The organism is Pseudomonas sp. 8_5_2 (assembly GCF_059295255.1).
The window spans coordinates 5,901,299-5,917,498 of the sequence record NZ_CM181238.1 but is presented as its reverse complement, the minus strand read 5'-3'; the positions used below and the strand labels follow the sequence as shown (position 1 = coordinate 5,917,498).

Here is a 16,200-nt window from a genome sequence, read left to right as displayed (position 1 = left end):
TTGAAGGGGCAGCAGAGCAATGCAGCAACTCAATCCTTCCGAAATTAGTGAAATCATCAAGGGCCGCATCGACAACCTCGATGTGAGCTCCCAAGCCCGTAACGAAGGTACCGTTGTTTCGGTATCCGACGGTATCGTGCGGATCCACGGTCTGGCCGACGTCATGTACGGCGAAATGATCGAGTTCCCTGGCGGCGTCTACGGCATGGCCCTGAACCTGGAGCAAGACTCCGTAGGTGCAGTGATCCTGGGTGCCTATGACACCCTCGCCGAAGGCATGAGCGCCAAGTGCACCGGCCGCATCCTGGAAGTTCCGGTTGGTAAGGAACTGCTGGGCCGCGTTGTCGACGCACTGGGTAACCCGATCGACGGCAAAGGTCCTCTGGGCAACACCCAGACCGACGCGGTCGAGAAAGTGGCTCCAGGCGTGATCTGGCGTAAGTCGGTAGACCAGCCTGTACAGACTGGCTACAAATCCGTCGACGCCATGATCCCTGTCGGCCGTGGCCAGCGCGAGCTGATCATTGGCGACCGTCAGATCGGCAAGACCGCCATGGCCATCGACGCCATCATCAACCAGAAAGATTCCGGTATTTTCTGCGTTTATGTTGCTGTCGGCCAGAAGCGTTCCACCGTTGCCAACATCGTTCGCAAGCTGGAAGAAAACGGCGCCCTGGCCAACACCATCGTGGTTGTTGCCAGTGCCTCGGAATCCGCTGCACTGCAATTCCTGGCGCCATACGCCGGTTGCACCATGGGCGAGTTCTTCCGTGACCGCGGTGAAGACGCGCTGATCGTTTACGATGACCTGTCCAAGCAGGCCGTTGCGTACCGTCAGATCTCCCTGCTGCTGCGCCGTCCACCAGGACGTGAAGCGTACCCAGGCGACGTGTTCTATCTCCACTCCCGTCTGCTGGAGCGTGCATCGCGCGTTTCGGAAGAGTACGTCGAGAAGTTCACCAACGGTGCTGTCACTGGCAAAACCGGTTCCCTGACCGCTCTGCCGATCATCGAAACCCAGGCTGGCGACGTTTCCGCGTTCGTTCCGACCAACGTGATTTCCATCACCGACGGTCAGATCTTCCTGGAATCGGCCATGTTCAACTCGGGCATCCGCCCTGCAGTGAACGCCGGTGTTTCGGTATCCCGCGTAGGTGGTGCCGCTCAGACCAAGATCATCAAGAAGCTGTCCGGTGGTATTCGTACCGCTCTGGCTCAGTACCGTGAGCTGGCTGCATTCGCCCAGTTCGCTTCCGATCTGGACGAAGCGACCCGCAAGCAGCTGGAGCATGGTCAGCGCGTTACCGAGCTGATGAAGCAGAAGCAGTACGCGCCGATGTCCATCGCGGACATGGCCCTGTCGCTGTACGCCGCTGAGCGTGGCTTCCTGACTGACGTAGAAGTCTCCAAGATCGGCAGCTTCGAGCAAGCACTGATCGCCTTCTTCAACCGTGATCACGCTGAACTGATGGCGAAGATCAACGTGAAGGGTGACTTCAACGACGAAATCGACGCAGGCCTGAAAGCCGGCATCGAGAAGTTCAAGGCCACCCAGACCTGGTAAGCCGCAGCGGGGGCCCTGGCCCCCGCTTGCTAACCTGATAGGTGATACATGGCAGGCGCAAAAGAGATTCGCAGTAAGATTGCGAGCATCAAAAGCACGCAAAAAATTACCAGCGCCATGGAGAAAGTGGCGGTCAGCAAGATGCGCAGGGCACAAATGCGCATGGCTGCTAGCCGTCCTTACGCGGAGCGTATCCGCCAGGTGATCGGTCATCTGGCCAACGCCAACCCGGAATACCGCCACCCATTCATGATCGAGCGCCCTGTAAAGCGCGCCGGTTATATCGTGGTGAGCAGTGACCGTGGTCTGTGCGGTGGCTTGAATACCAACCTGTTCAAGGCCTTGGTCAAGGACATGAGCGCAAACCGCGAACAGGGCGTTGAAATCGACCTGTGCGTGATCGGCAGCAAGGGTGCGACTTTCTTCCGCATCTTTGGCGGCAACGTCGTAGCCGCGATCAGCCACTTGGGCGAAGAGCCATCGATCAATGATCTGATCGGCTCCGTCAAAGTGATGCTGGACGCCTACCTCGATGGCCGTATCGATCGCCTCTCGGTGGTTTCGAACAAGTTCATCAACACCATGACCCAACAACCGACGGTCGAGCAATTGGTACCGTTGGTGGCAACCCCGGATCAGGAACTCAAGCACCACTGGGACTACCTGTACGAACCCGACGCAAAAGAGCTGCTGGACGGCTTGATGGTGCGTTACGTGGAGTCGCAGGTGTACCAGGCGGTGGTCGAGAACAACGCTGCTGAACAAGCGGCCCGGATGATCGCCATGAAAAACGCCACAGACAACGCCGGTGATTTGATCAAAGAGCTGCAATTGATCTACAACAAGGCGCGTCAGGCTGCGATCACCCAGGAGATCTCGGAAATCGTCGGCGGCGCTGCCGCGGTTTAACGGTTCACATATTCAGAGGATCCAGCTATGAGTAGCGGACGTATCGTTCAAATCATCGGCGCCGTCATCGACGTGGAATTCCCACGTGACGGCGTACCGAGTGTATACAACGCGCTGAAAGTACAAGGCGCGGAAACCACCCTCGAAGTTCAGCAGCAGCTGGGCGACGGCGTGGTTCGTACCATTGCCATGGGCTCGACCGAAGGCCTGAAGCGCGGTCTGGATGTCGTCGACACCGGTGCTGCCATTTCCGTTCCTGTTGGTAAGGCCACCCTGGGCCGTATCATGGACGTACTGGGCAACCCGATCGACGAAGCCGGCCCGATCGGTGAAGAAGAGCGTCGCGGTATCCACCAGCCAGCGCCTTCGTTCGCTGACCAGGCAGGCGGCAACGACCTGCTGGAAACCGGCATCAAGGTTATCGACCTGGTTTGCCCGTTCGCCAAGGGTGGTAAGGTTGGCCTGTTCGGTGGTGCCGGTGTCGGCAAGACCGTAAACATGATGGAACTGATCCGTAACATCGCCATGGAACACAGCGGTTACTCCGTGTTCGCTGGTGTGGGTGAGCGTACTCGTGAGGGTAACGACTTCTACCACGAGATGAAGGACTCCAACGTTCTCGACAAGGTAGCGCTGGTCTACGGTCAGATGAACGAGCCACCAGGAAACCGTCTGCGCGTAGCGCTGACCGGCCTGACCATGGCCGAGAAGTTCCGTGACGAAGGTAACGACGTTCTGCTGTTCGTCGACAACATCTATCGTTACACCCTGGCCGGTACCGAAGTATCCGCACTGCTGGGCCGTATGCCTTCGGCAGTAGGTTACCAGCCGACCCTGGCTGAAGAGATGGGCGTTCTGCAAGAGCGCATCACCTCCACCAAGGAAGGTTCGATCACCTCCGTTCAGGCCGTATACGTTCCTGCGGACGACTTGACCGACCCGTCGCCAGCGACCACCTTCGCCCACTTGGACGCCACCGTCGTTCTGTCTCGTGACATCGCCTCCCTGGGTATCTACCCAGCGGTCGATCCACTGGACTCGACTTCGCGCCAGCTGGACCCGAACGTGATCGGCAATGAGCACTACGACACCGCTCGTGGCGTTCAGTATGTTCTGCAGCGCTATAAAGAGCTGAAGGACATCATTGCGATCCTGGGTATGGACGAACTGTCCGAGACCGACAAGCAACTGGTAGCCCGCGCTCGTAAGATCCAGCGCTTCCTGTCGCAGCCGTTCTTCGTGGCCGAAGTCTTCACCGGTTCGCCAGGCAAGTACGTTTCCCTGAAAGACACCATCGCTGGCTTCAGCGGCATCCTCAAAGGTGACTACGACCACCTGCCAGAACAAGCGTTCTACATGGTCGGCAGCATCGACGAAGCGATCGAGAAAGCCAAGAAACTGTAATTCCTGCGCCCCGCAAGGGGCGCTATCAGGTTGAGGCAAGCAGATGGCTATGACAGTCCATTGCGATATCGTCAGCGCGGAAGGAGAAATTTTCTCCGGTCTGGTCGAGATGGTGGTTGCGCACGGTAACCTGGGTGATCTTGGTATCGCTCCAGGCCACGCGCCGCTGATCACCAATCTGAAGCCAGGTCCGATCACGCTGACCAAGCAGGGTGGCGCCCAAGAGGTGTTCTACATCTCTGGTGGTTTCCTCGAGGTTCAGCCGAACATGGTCAAGGTGCTTGCCGATACCGTGCAACGTGCTGCAGACCTGGATGAAGCGCAGGCTCAGGAAGCCCTCAAGGCTGCCGAGAACGCCCTGAATCTGAAAGGTGCGGACTTCGACTACAGCGCCGCCGCCGCACGTCTGGCCGAGGCCGCAGCCCAGCTGCGTACTGTCCAGCAAATGCGCAAAGGCAAGTAATCGGCCCAGGGCTGATGACTGCTGTTGTGATTGAGTAAAAGGGTAGCCTCGGCTACCCTTTTTCTTTTTCCGTTTTCCCCCCGGTCATTTCACTGACCGCCCAGGATTGGTAGCCAGTAATGTCACTCGATATCGTTATTCTCGCCGCCGGCCAAGGCACTCGCATGCGTTCGGCGCTGCCCAAAGTGCTGCATCCGGTAGCCGGCAACTCGATGCTTGGCCATGTTATCCACAGCGCGCGCCAACTGCAGCCGCAAGGTATTCATGTGGTGATTGGCCACGGTGCCGAGCTGGTTCGCGAGCGCCTGACTGCTGACGACCTGAATTTCGTCATGCAGGACAAGCAGCTGGGCACCGGCCACGCAGTTGCCCAGGCGCTGCCGGCAATCTCCGCGGACACCGTGCTGGTACTGTACGGCGATGTGCCGTTGATTGAAGTGGAAACACTGCAGCGTCTGCTGGCCAAGGCCAACGACAAGCAGCTGGGCCTGCTCACGGTGACCCTCGATGACCCGACCGGTTATGGCCGTATCGTCCGTGACGAGCAAGGCATGGTGACTGCAATCGTCGAGCACAAGGACGCCACCGACGCGCAGAAAGCCATCAAGGAAGGCAACACCGGTATTCTCGCCCTCCCGGCCGCACGCCTTGCCGATTGGATGAGTCGCCTGTCGAACAACAATGCCCAGGGCGAGTATTACCTGACTGACATCATTGCCATGGCTGTAGCCGATGGCCTGGTGGTTGCCACCGAGCAGCCACATGATGCGATGGAAGTGCAGGGCGCCAATGACCGGCGCCAGCTTTCCGAGCTGGAGCGCCATTACCAGCTGCGCGAAGGCCGTCGACTGATGGCGCAAGGTGTCACCCTGCGCGACCCTGCACGCTTCGATGTGCGCGGTGAAGTCACCGTTGGTCGCGATGTGCTGATCGACATCAACGTTATCCTCGAAGGCAAAGTGGTCATCGAGGACGGTGTCCAGATCGGCCCTAACTGCGTGATCAAGAACACCACCCTGCGCAAAGGGGCGGTGGTCAAGGCCAACAGCCACCTCGAAGGCGCGGTGATGGGCGAGGGCAGCGATGCGGGGCCGTTCGCCCGCTTGCGCCCGGGCAGCGTACTGGACGCCAAGGCCCATGTGGGTAACTTTGTCGAACTGAAGAATGCGCACCTGGGTGAGGGGGCCAAGGCTGGTCACCTGAGCTATCTGGGCGATGCAGAAATCGGTGCGCGCACCAATATCGGTGCCGGCACCATCACCTGCAATTACGATGGTGCCAACAAGTTCAAGACCGTGATGGGCGAAGATGTGTTCATCGGCTCGAACAATTCCCTGGTGGCGCCTGTGGATATCCAGGCGGGGGCGACTACCGCTGCCGGTTCGACCATCACCCAGACAGTGAAAGCCGGGGAGTTGGCTGTAGGTCGTGCGCGCCAGCGCAATATCGAAGGCTGGAAGCGGCCGGAGAAGCTCAAGAAGAGCTGAGTTATACACAGCTGTTTCTACTCAAAGCCGACCTATGAGAATAGGTCGGCTTTTTTGTGGGTAGAGATTCCTGGTGTAATTCCGAGCAGCTGAAAGATTTATCCACAGCTTGACGAAACGCTCATCTTAGGTTTTGATTGCAACCATTATCTTTCGAAACGAAACTTAAGCGCTCATGTCGAAACGAAACACCCCACAACGACGGCACAACATTCTGGCTTTGCTCAGCGAGCAGGGCGAGGTGAGCGTGGACGCGTTGGCCAAGCGTTTCGAAACGTCGGAAGTGACCATCCGCAAAGACCTCGCCGCCCTGGAAACCAACGGCCTGCTGCTGAGGCGCTATGGTGGTGCGGTGCCTGTCCCGCAAGAGCTGCTCGGTGAGCCCGCTCAGCCTGTCTCTTCCTATAAAAAGGCCATCGCCCGGGCAGCTGTCGGGCGCATCCGCGAACATGCACGGATCATCATCGACAGCGGCAGTACCACGGCGGCCATGATCCCGGAGCTGGGGCGCCAGCCCGGCCTGGTGGTGATGACCAATTCGCTTAACGTGGCCCGTGCCATCTGCGACCTGGAACACGAACCGGTGCTGCTGATGACCGGCGGTACCTGGGACCCGCATTCCGAGTCGTTCCAGGGCCAGGTGGCCGAGCAGGTATTACGCTCTTACGATTTCGACCAGCTGTTCATCGGTGCCGATGGCATCGACCTCGGCCGCGGTACCACCACCTTCAACGAGCTGCTTGGGCTCAGTCGGGTCATGGCCGAGGTAGCCCGTGAAGTGATCGTGATGGTGGAGTCCGACAAGGTAGGGCGCAAGATCCCCAACCTCGAGCTGCCGTGGAGCAGCGTGCACACTCTGATTACAGACGAACGCCTGCCCGCAGCGGCACGCGAACAAATTCAAGCCCGTGGCGTCAACCTGATCTGCGCCGCGATCAGCCAGGAGCAATAAACATGTGTGGAATCGTTGGCGCCGTCGCCGAGCGTAATATCACAGCCATCCTGATCGAAGGCCTCAAGCGTCTCGAGTACCGCGGGTACGACAGCGCTGGCCTGGCAGTGCTCACCCAGAACGGTGAACTGCAGCGCCGCCGCCGCATCGGCAAGGTCAGCGAGCTGGAAGCAGCTGTTGCAGCAGACCCGTTGGCAGGCCAGCTGGGCATCGCCCACACCCGTTGGGCTACCCACGGTGCGCCAACCGAAGGCAATGCACACCCGCACTTCTCGGCGAGTGAAGTGGCCGTTGTGCACAATGGCATCATCGAGAACCACGAGGAGCTGCGCGAAGAGCTGAAGGCGCTGGGCTACGCCTTCACCTCGCAGACCGATACCGAAGTGATCGTCCACCTGATTCACCACACCCTGAAAACCATCCCTGACCTGACCGATGCCCTGAAGGCTGCGGTCAAGCGCCTGCATGGTGCCTACGGCCTGGCGCTGATCAGCGCCAAGCAGCCTGACCGCCTTGTTGCAGCCCGCAGCGGCAGCCCGCTGGTCATCGGCCTGGGCCTGGGCGAGAACTTCCTGGCCTCCGACCAACTGGCCCTGCGCCAGGTCACCGACCGCTTCATGTACCTGGAAGAAGGCGACATCGCCGAAATCCGCCGTGACCAGGTTTCCATCTGGGACGTGCAGGGCGACAAGGTTCAGCGCGAAACCGTGCAGTACCACGAAGGTGCCGAAGCTGCTGACAAGGGCACTTACCGTCACTTCATGCTCAAGGAAATCCATGAGCAGCCAAGCGTGGTGCAGCGCACCCTGGAAGGCCGTCTGGGCACTGACCACGTCTTGGTCCAGGCCTTCGGACCGCAGGCCGCCGAGCTGTTTGGCAAGGTACGGAATGTACAGATCGTTGCGTGCGGCACCAGCTACCACGCGGGCATGGTAGCTCGCTACTGGCTGGAAAGCCTGGCGGGTATCCCATGCCAGGTCGAGGTAGCCAGCGAGTTCCGCTACCGCAAGGTGGTGGTGCAGCCGGACACCCTGTTCGTCTCCATCTCGCAGTCCGGCGAAACCGCCGACACCCTGGCCGCTTTGCGTAACGCCAAGGAGCTGGGTTTCCTGGGCAGCCTGGCAATCTGCAACGTGGGCATCAGCTCGTTGGTACGTGAGTCGGACCTGACCCTGCTGACCCTGGCCGGCCCGGAAATCGGCGTGGCTTCCACCAAAGCCTTCACCACCCAGCTGGTTTCGCTGATGCTGCTGACGCTGGCCCTTGGCCGGGTGCGCGGTACCCTGGATGCCGGCGTCGAAGCCGAGCTGGTGGAAGAACTGCGCCGCCTGCCGACCCGTCTGGGCGAAGCCCTGGCCATGGACGCCACCGTCGAGAAAATTGCCGAGCTGTTTGCCGACAAGCACCACACCCTGTTCCTTGGCCGTGGTGCGCAGTACCCGGTCGCGATGGAGGGTGCGCTCAAGCTCAAGGAAATCTCCTACATCCACGCCGAAGCCTACCCGGCAGGCGAGCTGAAGCATGGCCCGCTGGCACTGGTGGATAACGACATGCCGGTGGTTACCGTGGCCCCGAACAACGAACTGCTGGAAAAGCTGAAATCCAACCTGCAGGAAGTACGTGCCCGTGGTGGCGAGTTGGTAGTGTTTGCCGACGAGCACGCTGGTATGACCAATGGTGAAGGTACGCACGTGATCAAGGTGCCGCACATCGCCGATGCCCTGGCGCCGATCCTGTACACCATTCCGTTGCAGCTGCTGTCTTACTACGTCGCTGTGCTGAAAGGCACCGACGTGGATCAGCCGCGTAACCTGGCCAAGTCGGTTACTGTCGAGTAAGGCGAGAGCCGGGGGCGTTTTTGGTTTTGTTGAATTAAAGCTGTCGTTGAACAATTAAAACTGTCGCCGGTGGAGGGGAGGCTATTGCTTCCCTTCATCGGGCGGCTTCACCAGCCTCCCGGCGTGACCCCTCCCTACCTGGTACTGGCGTTTTCACATGCCCCTCTCGATTCTGCCTGATGAAACTCTTCCGTCATACGTGAGAAGGAACCTGCTGCTCTATTGGGCCGAGCCCTACGCAGAGATCTTCGAAGCCCTGCGTAGCCGTCATGTAATAAAGACGGCCGAAGTCAGAAGGCTTGCAGCAGCCATCGGGTGGCCGCAGGGCTCGGTACCGACGGCCGCAGCGCTGTTGTGCTGCTCGATGTCGAACAGCGCAGCGGGATATGACCGTAAGATGAGCCATCGGCGTTGTGTTCTGGTTGTCGAGGCTGGTGCACGGGGTCATGCCCCTCGTACAGGTCGATGTCGATCCCGCCATACATGACCCGGTGGCCACTAAGCATTCAACGCCCGTTTCAACACCTCGTAGATTTTCGCATCACCCGATTGGGCAACGTTGAAACGCAGAAAATCACCGGCCGTCATGGACTGGCTGAACGCATTGCCCGGCGCCAGCAGCACTCCTTCATGCAAGCAAGCCCGGGCCAGCGCTGCGGCATCCGTGCCCTGCGGGAGTTGGCACCAGACGTACATTCCTGAGCGCGGCGTCATCCAGGGCGTGATGCCAATGGCGCGAAGCCTGGCGACCGTGCTGTCCATACTCTCGGCCAGCCTGAGGCGAACACCCTCCATGTGCTTTCTGTACCCGCCGTCGGTAATCGCCTGATGGATGATGTCTGCTGCCAAGCGACCACCGCCGAAGGTGGTGGCGATCTTGAGATCGACCAGGCTCTCGATCCAGTCACTGCGAGCCGCGAGGTAGCCGCAGCGAATCGAAGCGGAGATGGTTTTGGAAAAACTGCCTATGTGGATGACCCGAGCGAGGCCATCGAAGGCCGACAGCCGTGGCGCGGGCGTATTTTCGAAATCGGCGAAGATGTCGTCCTCCACGATTACCAGGCTGGAACTGTCGGCCAGTTTCAGCAGTCGGTGTGCGGTGACCGCAGACAGGGTGGCCCCGGTCGGGTTGTGGACGCCTGCATTAGTGATGTACAACCGCGGCGCATGCGCTAGCAGGGCCGCGCCAAACGCCTCGATGTCCGGGCCCGTCGCTGTGTAGGGAATGCCTACGATGTTCACCCGGTGGGCTTTGAGCAGGGCGTGAAAATTGAAATAGCACGGGTCGTCGACCAGCACGGTGTCCCCCGGCTCCAGCAAAAAACGGCAGATCAGGTCGATGGCATGGGTGCCGGAGTCCGTTAGCATGATCTGTTCAACCGGAGCTTCGATGCCGGCGCCGGCCAGCTTTCTTGACAGGAATTGCCTCAGAGGCGGTTGCCCGAGCGGTGAGGCGTAATCCGTCAGTTTCAGCGTCTCGGCGCGGGCAACGGTTCGCAGCGCTTTGCGCATGCCCGCTTCGTACATCCAGGATGCGGGCAGCCAGCCACACCCCGGTTTCAAGGCATCGCTGGCGGTTACAAGTGACTGGCGCGAGATCCACAACGGGTCCACTTCACGATCAAGCCTGGGGCCGAGTTCGGTGAGCACCAACGGCGCCACCGGCCCTGCTACGTAAAAGCCGGAGCCGGGGCGAGAATTGAGTACTCCTTCTGCCATCAGCCTTTCATAGGCCTCAAGCACTGTGGACACCGACACCTGCATGGCCTGGGCCATGGCGCGGACCGAGGGGATTCTCGCCCCTGGGGTGTAGGTTCGGGAGGCTATACGCGACTGGACCTCACCCATCACAGCGTGAATCCGGGTTCCGTTGCGTTTCATCACATCCTCAACTGTGCTGGAGTCATATACATAACAGTTCGGCAAAAGCGTACTGGATTGTACATGGCCCGGGCTGGTCTGTCGGTGATGTACTGGCCCTTGGCTTACCGAGGGCGTACCGATGAAAAAATCAACAAGCGGGTGGATCAACGGCTTGATAGGCGTCGCCATCTTTGCCGGCTCGCTGCCTGCAACCCGAGTGGCAGTGGCCGATTTCGAACCGACGTTCCTGACCTGCGCCAGGGCCACCATTGCCGCCCTGCTGGGTGCGCTTTTTCTGATCGTGCTGCGCCAGCCGCGGCCAAGGCGGGGTGATCTGTCGCCCTTGGCCATCACCGCGCTCGGCGTGGTCATTGGTTTCCCGCTACTGACCGCACTGGCCCTGCAGCACATCACCTCGGCCCATTCCATTGTTTTTGTCGGGCTCTTGCCATTGTGTACCGCAGGGTTCGCCGTGCTGCGCGGTGGTGAACGGCCTCGGCCCTTGTTCTGGCTGTTTTCGCTGGCAGGTGCCGGGCTGGTGGCAGGCTATGCGTGGATGAACGCAGGCGAAGGGTCGGCGCTGGGCGATCTGCTGATGTTGGCGGCGGTGCTGGTCTGTGGCTTGGGTTATGCCGAAGGGGCGCGCCTGGCGCGGACATTGGGGGGCTGGCAGGTGATCAGTTGGGCGTTGCTGGTTGCGTTGCCGTTGATGCTGCTGATGACCGTGGTCAATCTTCCGGCCCCCGATGAGTTCGCCAGGGTAAGTGCCCCTGGGTGGCTCGGCCTGGGCTACGTTTCACTGTTCAGCATGCTGATCGGCTTTGTGTTCTGGTACCGGGGGCTCGTCCAGGGTGGTGTCGCGGCGGTGAGCCAGCTGCAACTCTTTCAGCCGTTCATGGGGCTTGGGCTGGCAGCGTTGCTGCTGCATGAGCACGTCAGCTGGACCATGCTTGTGGTGACGTTGTGTGCGGTGATCTGCGTTTACGGGGCCAGGAAATATGCCCAATAGCGCAAGGGCTCCAGCGGGTGACGAGTACCCGCTTCTGCCCGATTGCTGCCCTTCGGGGCAGCTATGGGTCGATAGCGGATATTCACCACTAATGCTGAGGGATCATGGCACCTCCATTTGGGCCTCATTGAGGCTTCAGGGTGTCTATGAAACCAGGGGCGATTCACTGTTCAATTTTCACGTTGAGTCGGATTCATGGAGAGGCAGATTGAACCGGCGTGAAGATTCAATACAGACTAAATGAAAACGTGGAACTGCCTGAACAGCGCCGCCATCAATAACCCTGCGGTGATTGCGGGAAGTGGCTTGCGCAGCGCGAGCATCACGATCGCGGTCGTCAACAAGGCAACACGTGCCCCGTTATCCCCCGTGACCGCCAGCGGTGTCAGCACCGCTACCAACACTGAGCCCGACATGGCATTTATGAATTGCTGCACCCTGTAGTTGATTGGGACGAACGACATCACGAACACCCCACCCCAGCGGGTCACAAGAGTGACCACAGCCATGATCAGAATGATGTACAGCGTGCCGAATCCCGAGATATCAATGCTCATGCTTTTTTCTCCGTCCAAACGGCGCCGAGCAGGCCACCAGCCAAGGCTCCGGTGACGACGTGGCTGTTTTCAGGCAGATATGTATACGCGATTAACGATGCAGCGGCTGCCACACTCCAGATGATCAGCATGCGTGGGTTCTTCTGGCCGCCGAGCACCATTGCCAGCAGGAAACAGCCCATGACCATGTCCAGGCCCAGGCTGACCGGGTCCTGGATGACCGTGCCAAATTTCAGCCCCAGCCAACTACCAAGCGTCCAGGCCGACCAAAGCGCAAGGCCGCCACCGAACAGCAGACCCATGCCGGCCTTGCCGTTACTGAACGCCTGCATCGACATCGCCCAGTTGGCGTCCGAAACCACCATCATCACCCCATAGCGCTTGGCGCGTGGCAGCTCGCGCAACCACGGATACAGCGTCGCGCCCATCAACAGGTGCCGGGCATTGATCGCGAACACCGTTACGATCAATGGCACCACCGGAACGTGCTGCCCCCACAGGTCGAGTACGGCAAATTGCGCAGCGCCGGCAAAAACCAAACTGCTCATCAGCAGTGTTGATGCTTCGCTCAGGCCTGTTTGCGCGGCGGCTAGGCCGAAGGCGATGGCAAACACCATCACGAACATGGAGATGGGCAGCAGTTGTTTGAAGCCGTTCCATATCTTGTTTCTATTCAGCTCCACCGAGCTTGCATCGACACTCAACACCATTACACCTCATCACCACCGCAGGTTTGTACCGCTGTTCAGGCGCCATTCTGAGGACTTCCTCCCGCTCAAGAAAAGCGAATAAGTGTTATAAAGGCCATTCGATTGTCGAATGGCTTAAGATTGGCTATGCACTCCAAGGATCTGCAAATTGACTGGCTGCGGACTTTTGTCGCAGTGGTCGATACTGGTTCGATGACTGCGGCGGCGCGGCAGGTATCGCGCTCGCAATCAGCCGTTAGCATGCAGCTGAAGAAACTTGAGGACAGCATCGGTCGCCCGCTGCTCAACCGCGAGCCTCGGCAACTGTCCTTGACGCCAGCTGGCTTCGACCTGTTGGGCCACGCGCGCAAGTTATTGGCATCCCACTCAACGCTGGTGCTGGCGATGCATGGCGGGGCACTTTCCGGTCGAGTGACGTTCGGCGTTCCAGATGACTACGCCGTGCCCTATCTGGTGCCGGTGCTCAGGCACTTTGCTACGCGTTTCAGCGAGGTCGAAGTCACGTTGGTGTGCGAGGAGTCTACCGCGCTGCTGGCAAAGGTTGATCGAGGTGAGATCGACCTGGCGCTGGTCACGCGTGATGCACCTTCGCGGGGAGAACTGTTGTTCAAGGAGGCACTGGTATGGGGGGCGGCCGAGCAGCACGAAATCTGGAAGTGCAGTCCCCTGCCTATTGCTGTGCATGAACTGGGCGGACGCCTGCGTAGCGAGATCCTGGCAGCGCTTGACGCTCAGCAGCGTGAGTACCGTGTCGTCTATAACAGCCCGAATGTCTGTGGTCAGATCGCTGCCGCGCAAAGCGGCATGGCGATTGCGGTACTAACCCGGTGCAGCCTTCCACCGAGCTTGAAGATGGTGGATACCCGGCAAGGGTTGCCTGAGCTGCCGGTGATTCAAGTTGTGTTGATGCGTAGCCGGGATTCAATGGGCTCTCGAGCTGTGGATGCGATGTACGATGAGGTCATGCGGGCTTTGCGCGATCCACTTTGTATCGAATAGAGACTCAAAAGCGCAGCGCCCCGCCGGTACTTAAGCCGACCAGCTGCTGCCAGCATTAGGGCACAGGACGTGACAGCAGCGAGACTCGTGGCTTGCCTAAGGGGCTTATATCCCATGGTTTAAACTGGCCCACCGGCTCACAGTTCAAGTCTGGGAACGGGGCGAAGCCATGTTCCCACAATGGGAAATCAATCTGATTTACAGCTAATCAAACGCACCATTCAGCACTTCATAAATAAGCCCGGTCGCCAGCGCCACTAGGATCAAATCCGTCCCAACTTGCTGCCACTCGTACCCGTCATAGTGTGGCAACCTGCCCACCAGTCGACCATCGAGCTTCTTGGCGATACCAGGCGGAAGCGGCTTGCCGCGAGCGAGGTTCTTCTGAATCCCTGGCGGCAACGCAGGCCCCGGGCTCCAGTAATCCCGGTAACCATCGACAATCCCCAGGACGCTCGCATGATTGATACTCGGGCCACCGTGCCAATCACCCTCACCTGACTTTTTGCCTTTGCCGCCATGATCCTGGTTATGCGACTGGTTCCCTTTGGCATTTCCCTGGCCCTTGCCATTGCCATTACCGGGATCAGCCATTGCAGGCAGAGAGCCACAGATCAGGGCGAGACAGGTAACGCCGACGGTGATTGAGCGGAAAATGAACATGGGAGCGTTCCTTCGTGTGGGGGTACATTGTCCAATCTAGACGATTGCTCAATGTCCAGTGCAAACGCCGAAGGCCTCAGCGCTGGTTGGGCATGCAAGCGCGTCGTTTCTGGGGGCGACAGTCAATTCTCAAGAGCATGGGCGTAAATGGTTTTTTGGGGGAGGTTGCGACAGTTTTGCGGTTTATCCAAAGGAGGCTCAAGGCCAGGGAGTCCGGAGGCGAGTTGCGACGGTTTTAATTCTTTAAATCCATTGCCTCCGTGCCCACACAAGGCCGTGCCTGCAAGCGAAAGTGATTTGCGTGCAGGCGCGGCCTTGTGTCGTGTCAAGGGCTGGAACCCAACGCATGACAGATCCGAATCAGATCTGCATCGCCATTCCGTGCACATTCATCGCTGCCTGGCGCAACGCCTCGGAGCGAGTAGGGTGGGGGTGGCAGGTAAGGGCGATGTCTTCCGCTGAAGCCGAGAACTCCATGGCTACGCAGAACTCACCAATCATCTCGCTGACACTTGGGCCCACCAGGTGCACACCCAGCACTTCATCGGTTTCGGCATCGGCCAGGACCTTGGCGAAGCCTTCGGTCTCGTGGTTGATCTTGGCCCGGCTGTTGGCAGTGAACGGGAACTTGCCCACCTTGTAGGCACGCCCTTCGGCCTTGAGCTGTTCTTCGGTCTTGCCCACGGTTGCCAGCTCGGGGCGGGTGTAGATCACGCCGGGGATGAGGTTGTAGTTGACCTCGTGAGGCTTGCCGGCAATGCGTTCGATGCAGGCCACTGCTTCGTCTTCCGCCTTGTGCGCGAGCATCGGGCCGGAAGTGACGTCGCCGATCACCCAGACACCCGGCACTGCAGTGCGGTGGTGCTGGTTGTCGAGCATGCCGCGCTTGTCGGTTGCCAGGCCCACGCTTTCAAGGTTGAGGCCCTGGGTGTAGGGGCGACGGCCGATCGCCACCAGCACGTAGTCGGCCTGCAGTGTTTCTGCGCTGCCGCCCGCGGCCGGTTCCAGGGTCAGGCTTACGCCCTCGGCGCTGGTGCTGGCCTGGGTTACCTTGCTGCCCAGCTTGAACACCATGCCTTGCTTGGCCAATGCCTTCTGCAGGGTTTTTGCGGTTTCTGCGTCGGTGCCCGGGCAAATGCGGTCGAGGTACTCGATGACCGTGACCTGGCTACCCAGACGACGCCACACGGAACCCAGCTCAAGGCCGATCACACCCGCACCGATGACGATCAGGTGCTTGGGCACTTGTGGCAGGGACAACGCACCGGTCGAGTCGATGATGCGCTGGTTGTCGATGGTCACCCCGGGCAGCGGGGTGGGCTCGGAGCCGGTGGCAATAACGATGTCTTTGGCCTGCAGCACGTTTTCGCTACCGTCGTCTGCCTTCACCACGACCTTGCCGACGCCGTCCAGGCGGCCCCAGCCCTTGATCCAGTCGACCTTGTTCTTGCGAAAAAGGTACTCGATGCCCTTGGTCAGGCCAGTCACGCTCTCGTCCTTCTGCTTCATCATCTGGGCGAGGTTGAGGTTGGGCTTTACTTCGATACCGAGGTGCGCGAACTCGTCACCGCTGGCGGCCTCGTACAGCTCGGAAGCATGCAACAGTGCCTTGGACGGCATGCAGCCCACGTTCAAGCAGGTGCCGCCCAGCGTCGAGCGGCCTTCCACGCAGGCTACGCTCAGGCCCAGCTGGCCAGCGCGGATGGCTGCGTTGTAGCCGCCAGGGCCACCGCCGATGATCACCACGTCATAGGATTTCATGGGTTCAACTCCAGGATGTAG

The 16,200-nt window shown here is 59.7% G+C and carries 14 protein-coding genes; 9 read left to right on the top strand and 5 right to left on the bottom strand.

Going from position 1 to position 16,200, the window contains the following annotated elements; all coding sequences use genetic code 11:
- The first annotated feature begins 19 nt into the window (after positions 1-19).
- The 7 genes from atpA (at position 20) to glmS (ending at position 8,617) form a co-directional block, all read left to right on the top strand.
- Positions 20-1,564: a F0F1 ATP synthase subunit alpha gene (atpA, locus tag AC5O5R_RS27050; protein ID WP_012274911.1), complete on the top strand. Its 1,545-nt coding sequence runs from the start codon at positions 20-22 to the stop codon at positions 1,562-1,564.
- Positions 1,565-1,612: 48 nt separating this feature from the next.
- On the top strand, positions 1,613-2,473 hold the full coding sequence (gene atpG, locus AC5O5R_RS27045; RefSeq protein ID WP_172287441.1) for a F0F1 ATP synthase subunit gamma: 861 nt from the start codon (positions 1,613-1,615) through the stop codon (positions 2,471-2,473).
- Positions 2,474-2,500: 27 nt separating this feature from the next.
- Positions 2,501-3,877 carry a F0F1 ATP synthase subunit beta gene (gene atpD, locus AC5O5R_RS27040; RefSeq protein WP_043199911.1) on the top strand — a complete coding sequence of 459 codons (1,377 nt, stop codon included), beginning with the start codon at positions 2,501-2,503 and terminating at the stop codon, positions 3,875-3,877.
- A gap of 43 nt (positions 3,878-3,920) precedes the next feature.
- A complete protein-coding gene (locus AC5O5R_RS27035; RefSeq protein WP_041167946.1) occupies positions 3,921-4,340 on the top strand; it encodes a F0F1 ATP synthase subunit epsilon in 420 nt (139 codons plus the stop codon).
- 119 nt (positions 4,341-4,459) lie between these two features.
- Entirely contained in the window at positions 4,460-5,827 is a 1,368-nt protein-coding gene (gene glmU, locus AC5O5R_RS27030; protein ID WP_494514879.1) for a bifunctional UDP-N-acetylglucosamine diphosphorylase/glucosamine-1-phosphate N-acetyltransferase GlmU, read from the top strand.
- A 175-nt stretch (positions 5,828-6,002) separates the two neighbouring features.
- Entirely contained in the window at positions 6,003-6,779 is a 777-nt protein-coding gene (locus tag AC5O5R_RS27025; protein ID WP_172227316.1) for a DeoR/GlpR family DNA-binding transcription regulator, read from the top strand.
- Positions 6,780-6,781: 2 nt separating this feature from the next.
- Positions 6,782-8,617 carry a glutamine--fructose-6-phosphate transaminase (isomerizing) gene (glmS, locus tag AC5O5R_RS27020; protein WP_172227318.1) on the top strand — a complete coding sequence of 612 codons (1,836 nt, stop codon included), beginning with the start codon at positions 6,782-6,784 and terminating at the stop codon, positions 8,615-8,617.
- A 498-nt stretch (positions 8,618-9,115) separates the two neighbouring features.
- Here the strand turns inward: glmS and AC5O5R_RS27015 are convergent, their stop codons facing one another.
- Positions 9,116-10,498 carry an aminotransferase-like domain-containing protein gene (locus tag AC5O5R_RS27015; RefSeq protein WP_494514878.1) on the bottom strand — a complete coding sequence of 461 codons (1,383 nt, stop codon included), beginning with the start codon at positions 10,496-10,498 and terminating at the stop codon, positions 9,116-9,118.
- Positions 10,499-10,619: 121 nt separating this feature from the next.
- Between AC5O5R_RS27015 and AC5O5R_RS27010 the strand changes: the two genes are divergently transcribed.
- Positions 10,620-11,489 carry a DMT family transporter gene (locus AC5O5R_RS27010; protein WP_172227322.1) on the top strand — a complete coding sequence of 290 codons (870 nt, stop codon included), beginning with the start codon at positions 10,620-10,622 and terminating at the stop codon, positions 11,487-11,489.
- A 236-nt stretch (positions 11,490-11,725) separates the two neighbouring features.
- Here AC5O5R_RS27010 and AC5O5R_RS27005 read toward each other — a convergent pair whose 3' ends face one another.
- Positions 11,726-12,046: an AzlD family protein gene (locus AC5O5R_RS27005; protein ID WP_494511875.1), complete on the bottom strand. Its 321-nt coding sequence runs from the start codon at positions 12,044-12,046 to the stop codon at positions 11,726-11,728.
- Positions 12,043-12,756: an AzlC family ABC transporter permease gene (locus tag AC5O5R_RS27000; RefSeq protein ID WP_172227326.1), complete on the bottom strand. Its 714-nt coding sequence runs from the start codon at positions 12,754-12,756 to the stop codon at positions 12,043-12,045. Before AC5O5R_RS27000 ends, AC5O5R_RS27005 begins: the two co-directional genes overlap by 4 nt.
- Before the next feature lie 126 nt (positions 12,757-12,882).
- Here AC5O5R_RS27000 and AC5O5R_RS26995 point away from each other — a divergent pair, with 126 nt between their 5' ends.
- Positions 12,883-13,755: a LysR family transcriptional regulator gene (locus tag AC5O5R_RS26995; protein ID WP_494514877.1), complete on the top strand. Its 873-nt coding sequence runs from the start codon at positions 12,883-12,885 to the stop codon at positions 13,753-13,755.
- 204 nt (positions 13,756-13,959) lie between these two features.
- On the opposite strand, the gene AC5O5R_RS26990 is transcribed toward AC5O5R_RS26995, so the two are convergent.
- Both AC5O5R_RS26990 and lpdA read right to left on the bottom strand, forming a co-directional pair.
- Positions 13,960-14,418 (bottom strand): anti-virulence regulator CigR family protein, encoded by a 459-nt coding sequence (locus AC5O5R_RS26990; RefSeq protein WP_172286583.1) that lies wholly within the window; start codon positions 14,416-14,418, stop codon positions 13,960-13,962.
- A gap of 360 nt (positions 14,419-14,778) precedes the next feature.
- A complete protein-coding gene (gene lpdA, locus AC5O5R_RS26985; RefSeq protein ID WP_494514876.1) occupies positions 14,779-16,179 on the bottom strand; it encodes a dihydrolipoyl dehydrogenase in 1,401 nt (466 codons plus the stop codon).
- Positions 16,180-16,200 lie beyond the last annotated feature (21 nt).

Coding starts and splice junctions, on each gene's coding strand:
- atpA (WP_012274911.1), top strand. CDS start 20: ATGCAGCAACTCAATCCTTCCGAAATTAGTGAAATCATCAAGGGCCGC.
- atpG (WP_172287441.1), top strand. CDS start 1,613: ATGGCAGGCGCAAAAGAGATTCGCAGTAAGATTGCGAGCATCAAAAGC.
- atpD (WP_043199911.1), top strand. CDS start 2,501: ATGAGTAGCGGACGTATCGTTCAAATCATCGGCGCCGTCATCGACGTG.
- AC5O5R_RS27035 (WP_041167946.1), top strand. CDS start 3,921: ATGGCTATGACAGTCCATTGCGATATCGTCAGCGCGGAAGGAGAAATT.
- glmU (WP_494514879.1), top strand. CDS start 4,460: ATGTCACTCGATATCGTTATTCTCGCCGCCGGCCAAGGCACTCGCATG.
- AC5O5R_RS27025 (WP_172227316.1), top strand. CDS start 6,003: ATGTCGAAACGAAACACCCCACAACGACGGCACAACATTCTGGCTTTG.
- glmS (WP_172227318.1), top strand. CDS start 6,782: ATGTGTGGAATCGTTGGCGCCGTCGCCGAGCGTAATATCACAGCCATC.
- AC5O5R_RS27015 (WP_494514878.1), bottom strand. CDS start 10,498: ATGAAACGCAACGGAACCCGGATTCACGCTGTGATGGGTGAGGTCCAG.
- AC5O5R_RS27010 (WP_172227322.1), top strand. CDS start 10,620: ATGAAAAAATCAACAAGCGGGTGGATCAACGGCTTGATAGGCGTCGCC.
- AC5O5R_RS27005 (WP_494511875.1), bottom strand. CDS start 12,046: ATGAGCATTGATATCTCGGGATTCGGCACGCTGTACATCATTCTGATC.
- AC5O5R_RS27000 (WP_172227326.1), bottom strand. CDS start 12,756: ATGGTGTTGAGTGTCGATGCAAGCTCGGTGGAGCTGAATAGAAACAAG.
- AC5O5R_RS26995 (WP_494514877.1), top strand. CDS start 12,883: ATGCACTCCAAGGATCTGCAAATTGACTGGCTGCGGACTTTTGTCGCA.
- AC5O5R_RS26990 (WP_172286583.1), bottom strand. CDS start 14,418: ATGTTCATTTTCCGCTCAATCACCGTCGGCGTTACCTGTCTCGCCCTG.
- lpdA (WP_494514876.1), bottom strand. CDS start 16,179: ATGAAATCCTATGACGTGGTGATCATCGGCGGTGGCCCTGGCGGCTAC.